This is a genomic window from Delftia sp., from assembly GCF_059499305.1.
Genome location: NZ_JCABYI010000001.1, coordinates 97,619 through 111,301 on the forward strand (window position 1 = coordinate 97,619; position 13,683 = coordinate 111,301).

16 protein-coding genes are annotated in these 13,683 nt (G+C 68.1%); 5 read left to right on the forward strand and 11 right to left on the reverse strand.

Annotation, left to right across the window (positions count from 1 at the left end):
* The first annotated feature begins 61 nt into the window (after positions 1 to 61).
* On the forward strand, positions 62 to 379 hold the full coding sequence (locus AC5I49_RS00475; RefSeq protein ID WP_017405501.1) for a hypothetical protein: 318 nt from the start codon (positions 62 to 64) through the stop codon (positions 377 to 379).
* 33 nt (positions 380 to 412) lie between these two features.
* Here AC5I49_RS00475 and AC5I49_RS00480 read toward each other — a convergent pair whose 3' ends face one another.
* The 3 genes from AC5I49_RS00480 to AC5I49_RS00490 all read right to left on the reverse strand — a co-directional run bounded on the left by AC5I49_RS00480 (position 413) and on the right by AC5I49_RS00490 (position 1,883).
* Positions 413 to 781, reverse strand: a complete 369-nt coding sequence (locus AC5I49_RS00480) for a HepT-like ribonuclease domain-containing protein (protein ID WP_013800235.1) — start codon at positions 779 to 781, stop codon at positions 413 to 415.
* A complete protein-coding gene (locus tag AC5I49_RS00485; protein WP_013800234.1) occupies positions 778 to 1,068 on the reverse strand; it encodes a nucleotidyltransferase family protein in 291 nt (96 codons plus the stop codon). The genes AC5I49_RS00480 and AC5I49_RS00485 overlap by 4 nt, the downstream gene beginning before the upstream one ends.
* 122 nt (positions 1,069 to 1,190) lie before the next feature.
* The gene (locus tag AC5I49_RS00490) at positions 1,191 to 1,883 is read right to left on the reverse strand and encodes a dienelactone hydrolase family protein (protein WP_209803125.1); all 693 of its coding nucleotides are present in this window, start codon (positions 1,881 to 1,883) and stop codon (positions 1,191 to 1,193) included.
* Between the two features lie 118 nt (positions 1,884 to 2,001).
* On the opposite strand from AC5I49_RS00490, the gene AC5I49_RS00495 reads away from it, so the two are divergent.
* Both AC5I49_RS00495 and AC5I49_RS00500 read left to right on the forward strand, forming a co-directional pair.
* Entirely contained in the window at positions 2,002 to 2,754 is a 753-nt protein-coding gene (locus AC5I49_RS00495) for an SDR family oxidoreductase (RefSeq protein WP_043791099.1), read from the forward strand.
* Positions 2,755 to 2,767: 13 nt separating this feature from the next.
* Positions 2,768 to 3,415 carry a MarC family protein gene (locus tag AC5I49_RS00500; RefSeq protein WP_016448531.1) on the forward strand — a complete coding sequence of 216 codons (648 nt, stop codon included), beginning with the start codon at positions 2,768 to 2,770 and terminating at the stop codon, positions 3,413 to 3,415.
* A gap of 33 nt (positions 3,416 to 3,448) precedes the next feature.
* On the opposite strand, the gene AC5I49_RS00505 is transcribed toward AC5I49_RS00500, so the two are convergent.
* The 7 genes from AC5I49_RS00505 to AC5I49_RS00535 form a co-directional block, all read right to left on the reverse strand.
* Positions 3,449 to 3,949 carry a hemerythrin domain-containing protein gene (locus AC5I49_RS00505; RefSeq protein ID WP_016448532.1) on the reverse strand — a complete coding sequence of 167 codons (501 nt, stop codon included), beginning with the start codon at positions 3,947 to 3,949 and terminating at the stop codon, positions 3,449 to 3,451.
* 246 nt (positions 3,950 to 4,195) lie between these two features.
* Positions 4,196 to 4,783 carry a hypothetical protein gene (locus AC5I49_RS00510; protein WP_016448533.1) on the reverse strand — a complete coding sequence of 196 codons (588 nt, stop codon included), beginning with the start codon at positions 4,781 to 4,783 and terminating at the stop codon, positions 4,196 to 4,198.
* A 145-nt stretch (positions 4,784 to 4,928) separates the two neighbouring features.
* Positions 4,929 to 5,147, reverse strand: coding sequence for a CsbD family protein (locus tag AC5I49_RS00515; protein WP_012202308.1), 219 nt, complete (start codon positions 5,145 to 5,147; stop codon positions 4,929 to 4,931).
* Between the two features lie 523 nt (positions 5,148 to 5,670).
* Positions 5,671 to 6,339, reverse strand: a complete 669-nt coding sequence (locus tag AC5I49_RS00520; RefSeq protein WP_016453581.1) for an ABC-type transport auxiliary lipoprotein family protein — start codon at positions 6,337 to 6,339, stop codon at positions 5,671 to 5,673.
* 13 nt (positions 6,340 to 6,352) lie between these two features.
* A complete protein-coding gene (locus tag AC5I49_RS00525; RefSeq protein WP_016448535.1) occupies positions 6,353 to 7,315 on the reverse strand; it encodes an MlaD family protein in 963 nt (320 codons plus the stop codon).
* Positions 7,316 to 7,513: 198 nt separating this feature from the next.
* Entirely contained in the window at positions 7,514 to 8,317 is an 804-nt protein-coding gene (locus AC5I49_RS00530; protein ID WP_016448536.1) for an ABC transporter ATP-binding protein, read from the reverse strand.
* The gene (locus tag AC5I49_RS00535; RefSeq protein WP_016448537.1) at positions 8,317 to 9,447 is read right to left on the reverse strand and encodes an MlaE family ABC transporter permease; all 1,131 of its coding nucleotides are present in this window, start codon (positions 9,445 to 9,447) and stop codon (positions 8,317 to 8,319) included. Before AC5I49_RS00535 ends, AC5I49_RS00530 begins: the two co-directional genes overlap by 1 nt.
* Before the next feature lie 326 nt (positions 9,448 to 9,773).
* Between AC5I49_RS00535 and AC5I49_RS00540 the strand changes: the two genes are divergently transcribed.
* Positions 9,774 to 11,501, forward strand: coding sequence for a GMC family oxidoreductase (locus AC5I49_RS00540; RefSeq protein ID WP_016448538.1), 1,728 nt, complete (start codon positions 9,774 to 9,776; stop codon positions 11,499 to 11,501).
* Here the strand turns inward: AC5I49_RS00540 and AC5I49_RS00545 are convergent.
* Entirely contained in the window at positions 11,498 to 12,421 is a 924-nt protein-coding gene (locus AC5I49_RS00545) for a LysR family transcriptional regulator (protein ID WP_279493990.1), read from the reverse strand. The two genes, AC5I49_RS00540 and AC5I49_RS00545, sit on opposite strands and share 4 nt — an antisense overlap.
* A gap of 99 nt (positions 12,422 to 12,520) precedes the next feature.
* On the opposite strand from AC5I49_RS00545, the gene AC5I49_RS00550 reads away from it, so the two are divergent.
* Positions 12,521 to 13,549, forward strand: a complete 1,029-nt coding sequence (locus AC5I49_RS00550; RefSeq protein ID WP_495788686.1) for a zinc-dependent alcohol dehydrogenase family protein — start codon at positions 12,521 to 12,523, stop codon at positions 13,547 to 13,549.
* Positions 13,550 to 13,683: the final 134 nt, after the last annotated feature.

The window sequence follows — 13,683 nt, forward strand, 5'->3', positions numbered from 1 at the left end:
GTCCTGCCACCCCTCTTGGCGGGGGGGAGGCAGGTTCTACACCTGTCGCAAAGGAGCCGCCATGGCTGACACCACCGTCCCCGGCGAAACAATCACCCCGGCCTTTCCCTTCGCCCCTGTGTGCACGCCCGGTCAAGAAACCAGCCTGTACTACCCCATTTCCGAATACGAGGTCTATCGCCTCAAGGACTGCATGCACCAGATGGGCCTGGTGATCGACCTGTGCTGCATGGCTGGCCCAGACCAACAACTGAGCGACCTGGGCGGGCTGATGAGCTTCCTGACCGCGCAGCAGCGCGCGCTGCGGGGCACGCTGCAGACCGTGCAGGCGCGCAAGGCGACGCCGGGGCCGGCCTGTGATCCGGACCCCGGGGGTTGATCAGGCCAGTTGCGGACACTCGCGCAGCACCGGTCAGCCCGGCCTGGCGCCGTCCGCATCCCGGCGAATGGATGGCCATTGCCTGAGCAATTCAGGCAAGGCCGTCTGCACGGTGTCCCACACCAGATCGAGGTTGATGTCGAAATAGCCATGGGCGATGCGGTTGCGCATGCCGCGCATGTTGCGCCATGGCACTTGCCCGTGTGTCTGGGCGAACTCGGCATAGCCATCCATGACCTTCGTGACAGCCTCGCCGATGATGACGAGGCTCATGATGACGGCCTGCTGGGTGCGCTTGTCCTCCAGGAAATCCTCCTTGGCCAAGCCCTCCACGAAGCTACAGGCATCCGTTGCGGCCTGCTGTATGTGATCGAGGTAATCGGGAAGGCGATGCCCGTTCATATCGGCTGCGCCTCCGCAAGCACCTGGGCACGGAACTTCAGCGGCAGGTCTCCGGGCGTCAGCAGATCAACGCGAAGGCCGAGCAGCGATTCCAGCTCGTCCTGCAGGCCGCCCAGGTCGAACAGCGTCGCGCCCGGCAATGCATCGACCAGCAGGTCGAGGTCGCTGCCGTCCCGGTCGGTGCCATGCAGCACGGAGCCGAAGACGCGCGGGTTCGCAGTGCGGAAACGGCTGGCCATTTCACGCACTGCGCTGCGATTCATGTCGAGTACCACGGACGGTCGCATGGACATCCTTTCCTGTTGAGACTTCTGGAAAGCCTATTGCATCAGGCACCGGGTTTCAAGCAGCACTCCCGGAAATCCCGATGCCTGGATTTTCCATGCCGGGCCACGCCCGGCACGGCAGATCAGGCCAGGTGCTGGTCGAAGAAGGCCAGCGTGCGATCGCGCGCCTGCAGGGCGCTGGCCTCGTCGTAGGCGCTGCGCTGGTCGCAGTTGAAGCCGTGGTCTGCGTCGTACAGGTGCACCTGCACATGCTTTTGCGCCTGGGCGAAGGCCTGCACGGCGTCCATGGGAATGTGCGCATCGCGCCGGCCGAAGTGGGCGATGACGGGGCACAGCGGCTCGCGGCCCATCTCCAGCGGCGTGGTCATGCCGCCGCCGTAGTAGCAGGCTGCAGCCGACAGGCTGGGCAGGTTGCAGGCCGCGCGCCAGGCCCACAGGCCGCCCCAGCAAAACCCCACGATGCCCACCTTGCCGCCGGGCACCAGCGTGGCGGCATGGGCGATGGCGGCCTCGATCTCGGGCAGCACGCCGGGCTGGGGCAGCGCCTCGGCGGCGGATTTCAGCGCCATGCCCTTGGCACGGTCGGCGTCGCCGTAGCCCAGGTCCACACCCGGCTCCACACGCGTGAACAGTGACGGCGCCACGGCCACATAGCCCCGCGCCGCAAGCCGGTCGGTCACGGCGCGGATATGGGCGTTGACGCCGAAGATCTCCTGCAGCACGACGATGGCACCGCGCGCGGGCACGTCGGGGCGGGCCACCCAGGCCGGCGAAGACGTGCCATCCAATGAAGTCAACTGCACAAAACTGCCCATGTCCGCGTTCCTTTCTGTCTGAGAACCTGTTGTGATTTCCCGGTGGGCGGACGCGCCCCGCAATGCTGTAATGGCGGCGGGCCGGCCCGTGCGGCAATTCTTTCACAGGAGACATTCGATGGAACGAAAAGTCGTGCTCATCACCGGCGGCAGCCGCGGCATAGGCGCCGCAACGGCACGCATGGCAGCGCACCGGGGCTGGGACGTGGTGATCAGCTACCAGCACCAGCGCGATGCGGCCGAGGCCGTGGTGGCCGACGTGCAACTGGCCGGCACCCGCGCGCTGGCCGTGCAGGCCGATGTGGGCGACGAAGCCGAGGTGCTGGCCCTGTTCGGTGCGGTGGATGCGCAGTTCGGCCGGCTGGATGCCCTGGTCAACAACGCCGGTGTGGTGGACCGCGCGCAGACCGTGGCCGAGATGAGCGTGCAGCGGCTGGAGCGCATGTTCCGCGTCAATACCATCGGCAGCTTCATCTGCGCGCGCGAGGCCGTGCGGTGCATGAGCACCCGCCATGGCGGAAGGGGAGGCGCCATCGTGAACGTCTCCAGCATCGCTTCGCGGCTGGGCGCACCGGGCCAGTACGTGGACTATGCGGCCGCCAAGGGCGCGTTGGACGTGATGACGCTGGGCCTGGCCAAGGAAGTCGCCGCCCAGGGCATACGCGTGAACGCCGTGCGGCCCGGCTTGATAGAGACCGACATCCACGCCAGCGGCGGACAGCCCGACCGCGTCGAGCGCCTGGCGCCCAACGTGCCCATGCAGCGCGGCGGCAGGGCCGAGGAGGTGGCCGACGCCATCCTCTGGCTGATGTCCGACGGCTCGCACTACACCACGGGCAGCCTGGTCGATATCTCGGGCGGCAACCTCTAGCTCCAAGGCAACCATGGACCTCAAACCGCTGATCACTTTGGTGGCCATCATCAACCCGCTGGCCATCGTCCCCTTCTTCATCCACTACACCGAGGGATTCAGCGCCCAGCAGCGCCAGCAGACCATTCGCACGGCGGCGCTGGCCTCGTTCTGCGTGATTGCGGCCTGCGCCATCATCGGGCTGCAGGTGCTGGACTTCTTCAACATCTCGCTGCAGAGCTTCCAGGTGGGCGGAGGCCTGCTGCTGCTGATCAGCGCGATGAACATGCTCAACGCCCGCCCGGCCGAGGAACGGCCCAACGCGCCCACGCTGGCGGCAGGCGCGGAAAAGGCCGCCATGGGCAACAGCATTGCCGTGGTGCCGCTGACGATTCCGCTGCTGACGGGGCCGGCCTCCATGTCCACCGTGGTGATCTATGCCGACCAGGCACGCACCATCTGGCAGCACCTGGCGCTGGTGGGCTATGGCGTGGTGGTGGCGCTGGTGGTGATGGTCTGCTTTTCGCTGGCCGACCCGATTGCGCGCGTGCTGGGCAAGACCGGCATCAACGTGATGACGCGGCTCATGGGCCTGATCCTCGCGGCCCTGGCCGTGGAGGTGATGGCGGGCGGGCTGGTGAAGATCTTCCCCATCCTGGCCTCGCCCGCGATCGTGCCCTGAGCGGGCTGGCTGGCCGATTGAAGGCCCGCCGGATCAGGCCGGCACGGCCCGCGCGCGGTCGGCGCTGCCGTCGCAGGCACCGCCGCAGCCCGTGATGGGCTGCTCGGGCAAGGCCTCGGGGTGGGCCAGCGAGCCCGTGGCGGGATCGAAGCCCGCGCTGCGCAGATGCAGGGCCAGCGCCGCATCCATGGTCTGCGCATGGTGCACGAACCAGGCCGCCAGCTCGCCCGCCATGCTGCGGATCACGGCCAGATCCCCCGCTGCCGCCTTGGCCGCCCCCTCTCGCATCACCTGCAGCACCACCTTGTGCTGCAGGCTGTGGCAGTTGGTGCTGGTGAACCGCGTGGACTGCATCCAGCGGTCTTCCTGGTCGAAGTGCACTTGCGTATGCGCGATCAGCTCGTCCCAGCGCACGCACAGCTGCGCATCATCGGCCGCCTCCACCTCGGCCAGCAGCAGCACGAACTCCTGGTGCACCTCGTCCATGGCCGGCAACTCCAATGCCAGCGCTCCGCTCCATTCCAGCACGGCCATATGCTTCTCCTGCCTTCATCGTGAAAGCCTGCAGCTTAGGAACAGCACCGCCCAACCCGTTTGACCCACATCAGCCAACCCGAAAACAGCAAAGCCCCGCGAGCGGGGCTTGGTCAAGGCGGATAAAACTGGCACGCCCCAACATCAGGGACGCCAAGCAAGAGCCGCCTCGCGGCGAGGGCGTCGTCCCCCTCCCCCGCGAAGCGGGTAGAGAGGGGGAAGCGGCGTCAGCCGCTCAGGGGGAGCTTACTGTCCATATTTACGCTTGGCATCAGCCACGCAGGCATCCTTGGCGTCACCGCTCATGGTGTCGCAACGGGCCTTGGCAGCCTTGTAGTCGGCTTCGCGGGTTTCCTCGGCAGCGTCCTTGCGGGTCTCGGCCACGTTGGCGGCCTTGGCGGCAGAGTTGGCGGCAGGTTCGGCCTGGGCCTTGTTCACCTTGGCGGCTTCGACGGCACGCACATGAGCAGCCTTGGCATCCTTCACGCAGACATCCTTGGCGTCGCCCTTGAGGTCATCGCACTTTTCCTTGGCGATGTCGTAGTCCGCATCAGCCTTGGCCTTGAGTGCCTTTTCGCTGTTCTTGGGCGAAGGATTGCGGCGCGATTCCAGTTCAGCCTTGGCGACGTTTTCCTGGCCCTTGGCCTGCTTCTCGCAGACGTCCTTGGCGTTGTCCTTGAGCGGCTTGCACTGTTCCTTGGCAGCCTTGTAGTCGGCCTCGATCTGGTTCTTGGCGGCCGTGTGCTCGGCATTGGTCATGGCCATGGCGCCGGAGGCCATCAGGCCCAGGGCGACGGCGGACAGCATGTGGCGAAAGCGTTGCGGTGTTTGCATGATGGAACTCCTTGTATTTGTACTGAGGTGGCCCTTGGTGCCTGCGGCGGCGGGCCTTGGGTGCATGCCCTGGGGGCATGCCGGCTGTCGAGGAGCGGATGGGGGCGCCGGCCAGGGCGACCAGCCCATCCGCAGTCCACCCTCGTCAGTCTTCGAAGCGGAAGTCGGGGTTGCGCTTTTGCCAGTCGGTCAGCTGCTTTTCGGCAGCGTCGCGGGCCAGGCCCTGGCGCTCCTGCAGCTTGCCCAGGAATTGCTCGCGCTTGCCGGCGATCACGTCCAGATCGTCATCGGTGAGCTTGCCCCATTGCTCACGGATCTTGCCGGTGAATTGCTTCCAGTTGCCCTTGATGCGGTCTTCATTCATGGCTTGTTCCTTTCAGTGATGTTGAAGTCGTGCCGTGCAATCAGGCCTTGTTTTTTCAAAGCCGCGATCTGCATCAGCGACGGTTCCACTGTAAAAAACCTGCGCGCCGCGCGCCGTAGTCTGGACCTAGTGTTGACGGTCGTCCCAGGGGCAGCCGAGACGGTGGGATCGGGACTACAGCCCCTGACGGACGCGCGGGAAGCGCTGGGTCAGGCGCGGCCCGCCCCTGCCCTGAGTACCCAGCCTTTTCCCCGTATGTCCGCACCTGCGCCGTGGCGGTTGCGGGGTTGCAAGCCTGCCGAAGGACAGGCTTGCTTCGTGATCTGACCTTTCTTGGCGAATCAAGAAAAGGGCAGTCGGCTGCCGGGCCGAGACCCGGCCTCGAAAAGCAACCATCCGGCAGGGGCAGAAAAAGTCCACTTGCTTGCAGAGCCAGTTGCCGAAAACAAAAAACGGCCAGCGGATGCAATGCACCCACCAGCCGTTCTCAAGAGAATGGATGGGCTGGAAATCCAGCAGCAGCTCAGTGCCCCTGCTGCCCCAGCCACGCATCGATCTGCGCAATGGCCGCATCCGTGGCCTTGGCCAGGGCCTGGGCGCCGCCCGCCGCATCGCCCGAAGCTGCAGGACTGCGCACCTCGAACACCTTCTGTCCGAGCAGGCGGTCCACGGCACCGCTTTGCTCGACCAGGGTGGCGCGCAGGCGCACCACGCCGGCACTGGAGCCGGGCGCATCAAAGACCTGGCTGAACTCTTCGATGTCCACGCGCAGCAGCGTGGGCACGGCGCCTTGCAGGCGCGGCTGGGCCACGCTTTCGCTGCTGGCCAGCACGGGGCGCTGCAGGCCCAGTTGGCTGCGCAGGCGCTGCTGCAGCAGCAGTGCAGGGGGCTGGCTCCAGCGCGCCAGCTGGTAGGGGCGCAGTTCCTGGCCGTTGGCATAGGCCAGGCGGTAGAACATGGCCGTGCTGCCGTCGGACAGGGCGGGGGCCTCCACATCGGCCAGCGCCAGCGGCGTGCGTGCCTGCGGGGCGGCGGATGTGGCGGACTGCGCGGGCGTGGACAGCGGCGCCAGGCCGAAGTCATAGCGCGCGGGCTGGGCGGGGGGCTGCGGCAGGGCCGAGCAGCCGGCCAGCAGGATCAGGGCGGCGGCCAGTCCAGCGCTGGCCACGGCGGTCTTGCGAGATGGGGACATGCGGGTTCCTCGGTCAGGGCTGGGTGGCTGCAGACGGGGCGACGAAGCCGGGCTCGCCCGGCCCCGGACGGGCCTGGCCCGGCCCGTAGATCACGGCCTGCGGGTTGTCGCTGAAGCGGCTGGCCGCCGTGCCCATCTGGCGCGCGGCGCGCGAGACATCATCGGCCGCTCGGTTGGCGTGCGGCACCGTGCTGCGGCCCAGCGAATCGGCCATGCGGGTCAGTGCGCGCGTGCTCTGGGCGATCTGCTCCAGCGGCCCGTCCTGCGCGTTCACGCGGCGCACGGTCTGCTGCAGCTCGGACGCCACGGCGGCGGCTCCGTTGCTGGCCTTCTCCAGCGACTGCAGGGTGTTGTGGGCGTCGGCGGCGAGCTGCGGCACCTGGGTGGACAGCGTGCGGTCCAGGTTCTGCGTGAGCTGCTGCACGCCTGCGGCAGCGGCCGCAATGTTCTCCAGCGCCTGGCTCACGCGCTTTTGGTTGTCGGTGTCCAGCATGTCGCTGAGGCGGCGCGAGATTTCATCGGCGCGCTCCAGCAGCACCTGCCCCTGGTCGGCCAGCATGCTCAGGGGCGAAGAGCGCAGCGGCAGGCGCGGCAGACCGCTGGGGCCCGGTGGCAGTTGGGGCTGCGGCTGGTCCGCGTCGTCCAGCTGCACATGGGCCAGGCCCGTGACGCCCTGGTAGCCCAGCACGGCGAACGTGGTGGGCGTGATGGGCGTGTTCACACCGATGGCGATGCGGATCAGCACGTTGCCATTGGTCTGCGGATCGAACCCGATCCGCGTGACCTTGCCCACCGCCACGCCCTTGTAGCGCACGGCAGCCTGGGCCTGCAGGCCGCTGATGCCGTCCTTGGTGGACAGCTCGTACTCGTTGTACTGCCGCGTATCGCGCGTCAGCCAGATCGCCAGCCCCGCCAGCAGGGCCGCCACGACCAGCACGAAAATGCCGGCCGCCATGGCATGTGATTTGTTTTCCATATCAATGGTCCATAACGTTGAGCCCAGCAAAACAAGGCATGGGGCCACAGCCCCCAGGGCCAGCACTCAGAGCGCGGCCTTCAAAACCGGCGCACCCCAAGGCAAGGGACACCGGGCAAGGGCCGCCCCGCCGCGAGGGTGTCGTTCCCCCCCGCAAAGCGAGAGGGGGGAAGGCGCGAAGCGACTCAGGGGGGCTTCTCATACCGTGCTCATCGCGCGCCTGCCGCGCTCGCCCTGGAAGAAATGCTCGATGAACGGATGCTTGAACTCGGCCACCTCGCGCGGCGGGCCGCTGACCAGCACCTTCTTCTCGGCCAGCACGGCCACGCGCGAGGACAGTGCGAACAGCGTGTCCAGATCGTGCGTGACCATGATGACGGTCAGGCCCAGCTCGGCACGCAGCTCGCGCAGCAGTTCGCAGAATTCGTCGGAGCTGGTGGGGTCCAGGCCGGCCGTGGGCTCGTCGAGCAGCAGCAGGGGCGGGTCCATGATCAGCGCCCGCGCCAGCGCCACGCGCTTGATCATGCCGCCCGAGAGATCGGCCGGCATGCGCGAGGCATGCTCGGGCTTGAGGCCCACCATCTGCAGCTTGACCAGGGCCGCGTCGCGCACCAGTTCGTCGGGCAGCGTGCCCTGCTCGCGCAGCGCGAAGGCCACGTTGTCCAGCACGCTGAAGGCCGAGTACAGCGCCCCGTGCTGGAACAGCATGCCCACGCGGCTGGCGGCGCCCTCGCGGCCCATTTCGCTGGCCGGGCGGCCCAGCACTTCGACACGCCCCTTGGTGGGCTCCAGCAGCCCCAGCATCTGGCGCAGCAGCACGGTCTTGCCCGTGCCCGAGCCGCCGACGATGGACAGCATCTCGCCGCGCTGCACATCCAGGTCCAGGTCCTGGTGCACGGCAAAGGCGTTCTCGCCTTCGCCAAACACGCTCCACAGCCCGGCGATGCGCACGATGGGCTCGTCGGCTGCGGGCGTGGAGGAGGTTTCGGTGTCCATGGCCATCAGATTCCGACATCTTTGAAAAGGATTGCGAAGATCGCATCCACCACGATGACCATGGTGATGGCCGACACCACCGAGGCCGTCGTGCCCTTGCCCAGGCTCTGCGTATTGGGCTCCACGCGCAGGCCCCAGTGGCAGCCGATCAAGGCGATGAGGGCGCCGAAGACCACGGACTTGCCCATGGCGATCCAGAGGTTGCCGATCTTCACGGCGGCAGGCAGCGCCTCGGCAAAGTAGGCGCCCGTGACGCCCATGGTCAGGTCGGCGGCCAGCATGCCGCCGGCCAGCGCGGCCAGCGTGGTCCACAGCGAGACCAGCGGCATGGCAATGGCCAGCGCCAGCGCACGCGGCAGCACCAGGCGAAAGCCGTGCGGTATGCCCATGACCTGCATGGCGTCCAGCTCTTCGGTGACGCGCATCACGCCGATCTGGGCGGTGATGGCCGAGCCCGTGCGGCCCGCCACCAAGATGGCCGCCAGCAGCGGGCCCAGCTCGCGGATCAGCGAGATGCCCAGGATGTTGACGATGAAGGATTCCGCCCCGAACTGGCGCAGCTGCAGCGCCATCAGGTAGGCCAGCACCACGCCGATCAGAAAGCCCACCAGGGCCGTGATGGGCAGGGCCGTGGCGCCCATGGAGTAGAGATGGCCGGAAATGTCGCGCCAGGGCCCCCGGTGCGGGGCACGCGCAAAGCGCACCAGGTCGATCAGCAACTGGCCGATGAGCCGCGTCAGCTGTGCGAAATGGCCACAGGCGTTGATGACCAGGCAGCCCAGGCTGTCGATGTGCTCCAGCAGGCTCAGGCGCGGGGCCGGCGGTGCAGGCTCCTTGGAAAAACGGGCCACGCGGTCGAGCATGGCGCGCTGCGCGTCGCTGGCCGCCAGGCGCGCGGGCAGGCGACGGCCCCAGTGGTTCCACAGCAGTTGCGCGCCCACGTGGTCCAGCCAGTCCAGCCCTTGCAGGTTCCAGCCCAGGTCATCGCCCTTGGCGTCAGCCAGCTGTGCACGCAGCCTGCGCCATTGCGCCCGCCGGCCCAGCTCGGCCGCGCCCCAGGAGCCGGTCAGCAACGCCCATTGGCCGTCGTTGTCACGGCGCAGGCTGCATTGGGGGGGATTGTTGAGGGCAGACAAGTGCAGGAAGTCCTTGGGGGTTGCGAAGGCGAGGCCGAGGCGCGTGGGCAGGCAAGGCGGCACGCCCGCCAAGACCGCAGGATAACCGAGCGGCGCGGCCCGCAGATTGCCCCGCAACGCCGTGTGCGCGACGGCTTTGCCCTACGCGTGCAATTTTTATCAAAAAACCAGCGGGACCGCTATCGCTGCTGCATGCGCTGCTGCGAAAAAAGGAGTCCAGCGCGCTTTCCCTCTCGACAGTGCGCATGCCGTCCGCACAATGGGCCGAAGCACCAACCCCGGCTCCCAAGGACGTTCCGGCCCGCAGCGGACGCCCGCCCATCTCCATGAGCAATACCACCTTCGACTACATCGTCATCGGCGCCGGCACGGCAGGCGCCCTCTTGGCCAACAGGCTCTCGCGCGACGGCCGCAGCCGCGTGCTGCTGATCGAGGCGGGCGCCAAGGACGACTACCACTGGATCCACATCCCCGTGGGCTACCTGTACTGCATCGGCAATCCGCGCACCGACTGGCTGTACCAGACCGAACCCGACGAAGGGCTCAACGGCCGCAGCCTGCGCTATCCGCGCGGCAAGACGCTGGGCGGCTGCTCCAGCATCAACGGCATGATCTACATGCGCGGCCAGGCCCGCGACTACGACGGCTGGGCCGAGCTGACCGGCGACGACGCCTGGCGCTGGGACCAGGTGCTGCCGGCCTTTCGCCAGCATGAAAGCCATTGGCGGCTGGACGCCGGGGGCAACGCCGATGCGCGCTTTCGCGCCCTGCACGGCGGCACGGGCACAGGCGGCAGCGGCGAATGGCGCGTGGAGCGGCAGCGCCTGCGCTGGGACATCCTGGATGCCTTTGCCGAAGCCGCCCAGCAGGCCGGCATTCCGGCCACCGAGGACTTCAACGGCGGCAGCAACGAGGGGGTGGGCTACTTCGAGGTCAACCAGAAGGGCGGCCTGCGCTGGAACACCGCCAAGGCCTTCCTGCGGCCCACCTGCTATGGCCGCCCCAACTTCGAGCTGTGGACCCATGCCCAGGTCAGCCGGCTGCTGTTCGAGCCGCTGCCCGCCGGCGGCCTGCGCTGCAGCGGCGCACAGGTCTGGACCGGCTCGGAAATGGTCGATGTGCAGGCCAGCCAGGAGGTCCTGCTGTGCGCGGGCGCCGTGAACTCCCCGCAGATCCTGCAGCTGTCGGGCATAGGCCCGGGGGCGCTGCTGCAAGGCCACGGCATCGCCGTGCGCCACGACCTGCCCGGCGTGGGCGAGAACCTGCAGGACCATCTGCAGATCCGCTCGGTCTACAAGATCAAGGGCGCGCGCACGCTCAACACCATGGCCAATTCGCTGTGGGGCAAGGCCGGCATCGGCCTGGAGTACCTGCTGCGCCGCAGCGGCCCCATGAGCATGGCGCCCTCGCAGCTGGGCGCCTTCACGCGCAGCAGCCCCCAGCAGGCGCACCCCAATATCCAGTACCACGTGCAGCCGCTGTCGCTGGACGCCTTCGGCGAGCCGCTGCACGGTTTTCCGGCCTTCACGGCCAGCGTCTGCAACCTCAACCCCACCAGCCGGGGCACGGTACGCATCCGCAGCGGGGACTTCCGCCAGGCGCCTGCCATTGCGCCGCACTACCTGTCCACGCCCGAGGACCGGCAGGTGGCCGCCGACAGCCTGCGCGTGACGCGGCGCATCGTCAGCCAGAGCGCGCTGGCGCGCTTTGCCCCCGAGGAATGGAAGCCCGGCGTGCAATACCAGAGCGACGAGGACCTGGCCCGCCTGGCCGGCGACATTGCCACCACCATCTTCCACCCGGTGGGGACCACGCGAATGGGCCGTGCCGACGACCCCATGGCCGTGCTCGACAGTCGCCTGCGCGTGCGCGGCGTACAGGGCCTGCGCGTGATCGATGCAGGCGCCATGCCGCGCATCACCAGCGGCAACACCAACAGCCCGACGCTGATGATGGCGGAGAAGGCCGCCGGCTGGATTCTTGCGGACAGGCAGGGCCGGGGCCAGGAGCCGGCACGGCAGAGCACGGAACCGGCCGTTGCGCTGGCCGCCTAGGACTGCTCCTGCAGCAGCGGCGGGATCGCCGCCAGCAGCGCATCGATGGTCACGCGCAGCCGGTAGGGCAGAAAGCGCGTGCGCGGCCACAGCACATGCAGGGGAATGCGCGCAGCCGGCACGTCGGGCAGCAGGCGCACCAGCGCCCCGCTGTCCAGCGCGCTGCGCACCCGCCACAGCGGCATGTGGGCCAGGCCCGCGCCCTGCAGCGTGGCCGTGGCGATGGTTTCTATGTCGTCAAAGCCCAGCGCCGGCTCCAGCACGGGCGCGGCCAGCGATCCATCCTCACCGGCCAGCCTCCAGGGGGCGGCGCGGCCGCTGCGCATATAGGCAATACAGCGATGCCCGGCCAGGTCGGCCACGCTGCGCGGCGCGCCATGGGCCTGCAGATAGGCGGGTGATGCGCACAGCACCATGGTTTGCATGCCAAGGCGCCGCGCAACCAGCCAGTCGCTGTCAGACAGTTCCCCGCTGCGTATGGCCAGGTCGATGCCGTCATCGGCGAAGTCCAGCTGGCGGTCGGTGAAGCTGGCCTCGATGCGCAGGCGCGGATGCAGCTGCGCCAGCTCCAGCAGCAAGGGAGCCACGTGGTGGCGGCCGAAGACCACGGGTGCGCTGATGCGCAGCCGGCCCACCACTTCCCGCCGCCCGGCTTCCAGCATGTGCCGGGCGGCATCCAGGTCCTCTAGCGCCTGCGCGCAGCGCTCGTAGAACATCTGGCCGTCCTCGGTCAGCCCCAGGCTGCGCGTGGTGCGCACGAACAGCCGCGCGCCCAGGCGTTCTTCCAGCCGCGCCACGGCCTTGCCAACAGCCGAGCGCGTAAGGCCCAGGCGCTCGGCCGCCTGGGCGAAGCTGCCGGCCTCGGCCGAGGCGACGAATGCGCTGACGCCTGCCAGCCTGTCATTTGCAATTGGTTCCATAAATTCTACAAACCATAGCCTCAATTGAATCAATGCAATTATGGAGGAATCAATAGACTGAAGTCCTGTTTGATATCTGCCTCGAAAGGACCGCCTTCCATGACCGTGCCTGCGTCTTCCCCATTCATGCAGCAATGGCAACTGCCCGCCCTGGGCCATGAAAACCTGCAGCTGGTGCAAGTCCCCATTCCCGAGCCCGGGCAGGGCCAGATACTGGTGCGCGTGCATGCGGCATCGCTGAACTACCGCGATCTGCTGATCCTGCGCGACGGCATGGGCATGGGGCCGGCCCTGCCCCTGGTGCCCGGCTCGGACATGGCTGGCGAGGTGGTCGCCATCGGCCCGGGCGTCGCGGAGTTCGCGGTTGGCGACGCCGTGATCAGCACCTTCTTCTGCGGCTGGCAGGACGGCGTGCAGCCGCGCACCAGCCTGCCGCTGGGCTCGCCCGGGCCGGGCATGCTGTCGGAATACGTGGTGCTGGGCGAAGACAACCTGGTCGCCGCGCCCCGGCAGCTGGACTTTGCGCAGGCCAGCACCCTGACGTGCGCGGGCGCAACGGCCTGGTTCGCGCTGGCCGAGTCCGCGCCCACGCGGCCCGGGGACACCGTGGTCATCATGGGCACGGGCGGCGTGGCGCTGTTCGCCATGCAGATCGCCCATGCCCAGGGTGCGCGCGTGGTGGTGGTTTCGGGCAGCGACGACAAGCTGGCGCGGGCTGCGCAGCTGGGTGCAGACAACGGCATCCACCGCCACCGCACGCCGGACTGGGCCGCCGAGGTGCGCGCCCTCACGGGAGGACGCGGCGCCGACCATGTGCTGGAACTGGCCGGGGGGGATAACTTCGGCCGCTCACTATCGGCCCTGGCACAGGGAGGCCGCGTGTCGGTGATCGGCAATCTGCAGGGTGACGAGCTGCGCGGCTCGGTCTATCCGCTGCTGCTGGGGCGCGCCACCGTTCAGGGCATCGGCGTGGCACACCGGCGTGCGCTGCAGGATCTGGTGCGTGCCGTGGACTGGCTGAAGCTGCAACCTGTGATCGACAGCGAATACGCGCTGGCCGATCTGCCGGCAGCCCTGGAGCATCTGGAGCGGGGTGCTTTCGGCAAGCTGGTGCTGCGCATGCGCTGAACGTCCGGCAACCGGCAATCATCGTCCCAGCCCCTTGCTGGTGCAATCCCGCACTTTCGCGGCAACTGCGGGAAATCCCCGATGCACCACCCAGGTGCGGCCATTAAAGTCCATCCACTCTCGCGGTACCACAG

What these genes read in the sequence shown, in the direction of transcription:
- AC5I49_RS00475 (WP_017405501.1), top strand. Translation starts at nt 62, where the DNA reads ATGGCTGACACCACCGTCCCCGGCGAAACAATCACCCCGGCCTTTCCC.
- AC5I49_RS00480 (WP_013800235.1), bottom strand. Translation starts at nt 781, where the DNA reads ATGAACGGGCATCGCCTTCCCGATTACCTCGATCACATACAGCAGGCC.
- AC5I49_RS00485 (WP_013800234.1), bottom strand. Translation starts at nt 1,068, where the DNA reads ATGCGACCGTCCGTGGTACTCGACATGAATCGCAGCGCAGTGCGTGAA.
- AC5I49_RS00490 (WP_209803125.1), bottom strand. Translation starts at nt 1,883, where the DNA reads ATGGGCAGTTTTGTGCAGTTGACTTCATTGGATGGCACGTCTTCGCCG.
- AC5I49_RS00495 (WP_043791099.1), top strand. Translation starts at nt 2,002, where the DNA reads ATGGAACGAAAAGTCGTGCTCATCACCGGCGGCAGCCGCGGCATAGGC.
- AC5I49_RS00500 (WP_016448531.1), top strand. Translation starts at nt 2,768, where the DNA reads ATGGACCTCAAACCGCTGATCACTTTGGTGGCCATCATCAACCCGCTG.
- AC5I49_RS00505 (WP_016448532.1), bottom strand. Translation starts at nt 3,949, where the DNA reads ATGGCCGTGCTGGAATGGAGCGGAGCGCTGGCATTGGAGTTGCCGGCC.
- AC5I49_RS00510 (WP_016448533.1), bottom strand. Translation starts at nt 4,783, where the DNA reads ATGCAAACACCGCAACGCTTTCGCCACATGCTGTCCGCCGTCGCCCTG.
- AC5I49_RS00515 (WP_012202308.1), bottom strand. Translation starts at nt 5,147, where the DNA reads ATGAATGAAGACCGCATCAAGGGCAACTGGAAGCAATTCACCGGCAAG.
- AC5I49_RS00520 (WP_016453581.1), bottom strand. Translation starts at nt 6,339, where the DNA reads ATGTCCCCATCTCGCAAGACCGCCGTGGCCAGCGCTGGACTGGCCGCC.
- AC5I49_RS00525 (WP_016448535.1), bottom strand. Translation starts at nt 7,315, where the DNA reads ATGGAAAACAAATCACATGCCATGGCGGCCGGCATTTTCGTGCTGGTC.
- AC5I49_RS00530 (WP_016448536.1), bottom strand. Translation starts at nt 8,317, where the DNA reads ATGGCCATGGACACCGAAACCTCCTCCACGCCCGCAGCCGACGAGCCC.
- AC5I49_RS00540 (WP_016448538.1), top strand. Translation starts at nt 9,774, where the DNA reads ATGAGCAATACCACCTTCGACTACATCGTCATCGGCGCCGGCACGGCA.
- AC5I49_RS00545 (WP_279493990.1), bottom strand. Translation starts at nt 12,421, where the DNA reads ATGGAACCAATTGCAAATGACAGGCTGGCAGGCGTCAGCGCATTCGTC.
- AC5I49_RS00550 (WP_495788686.1), top strand. Translation starts at nt 12,521, where the DNA reads ATGACCGTGCCTGCGTCTTCCCCATTCATGCAGCAATGGCAACTGCCC.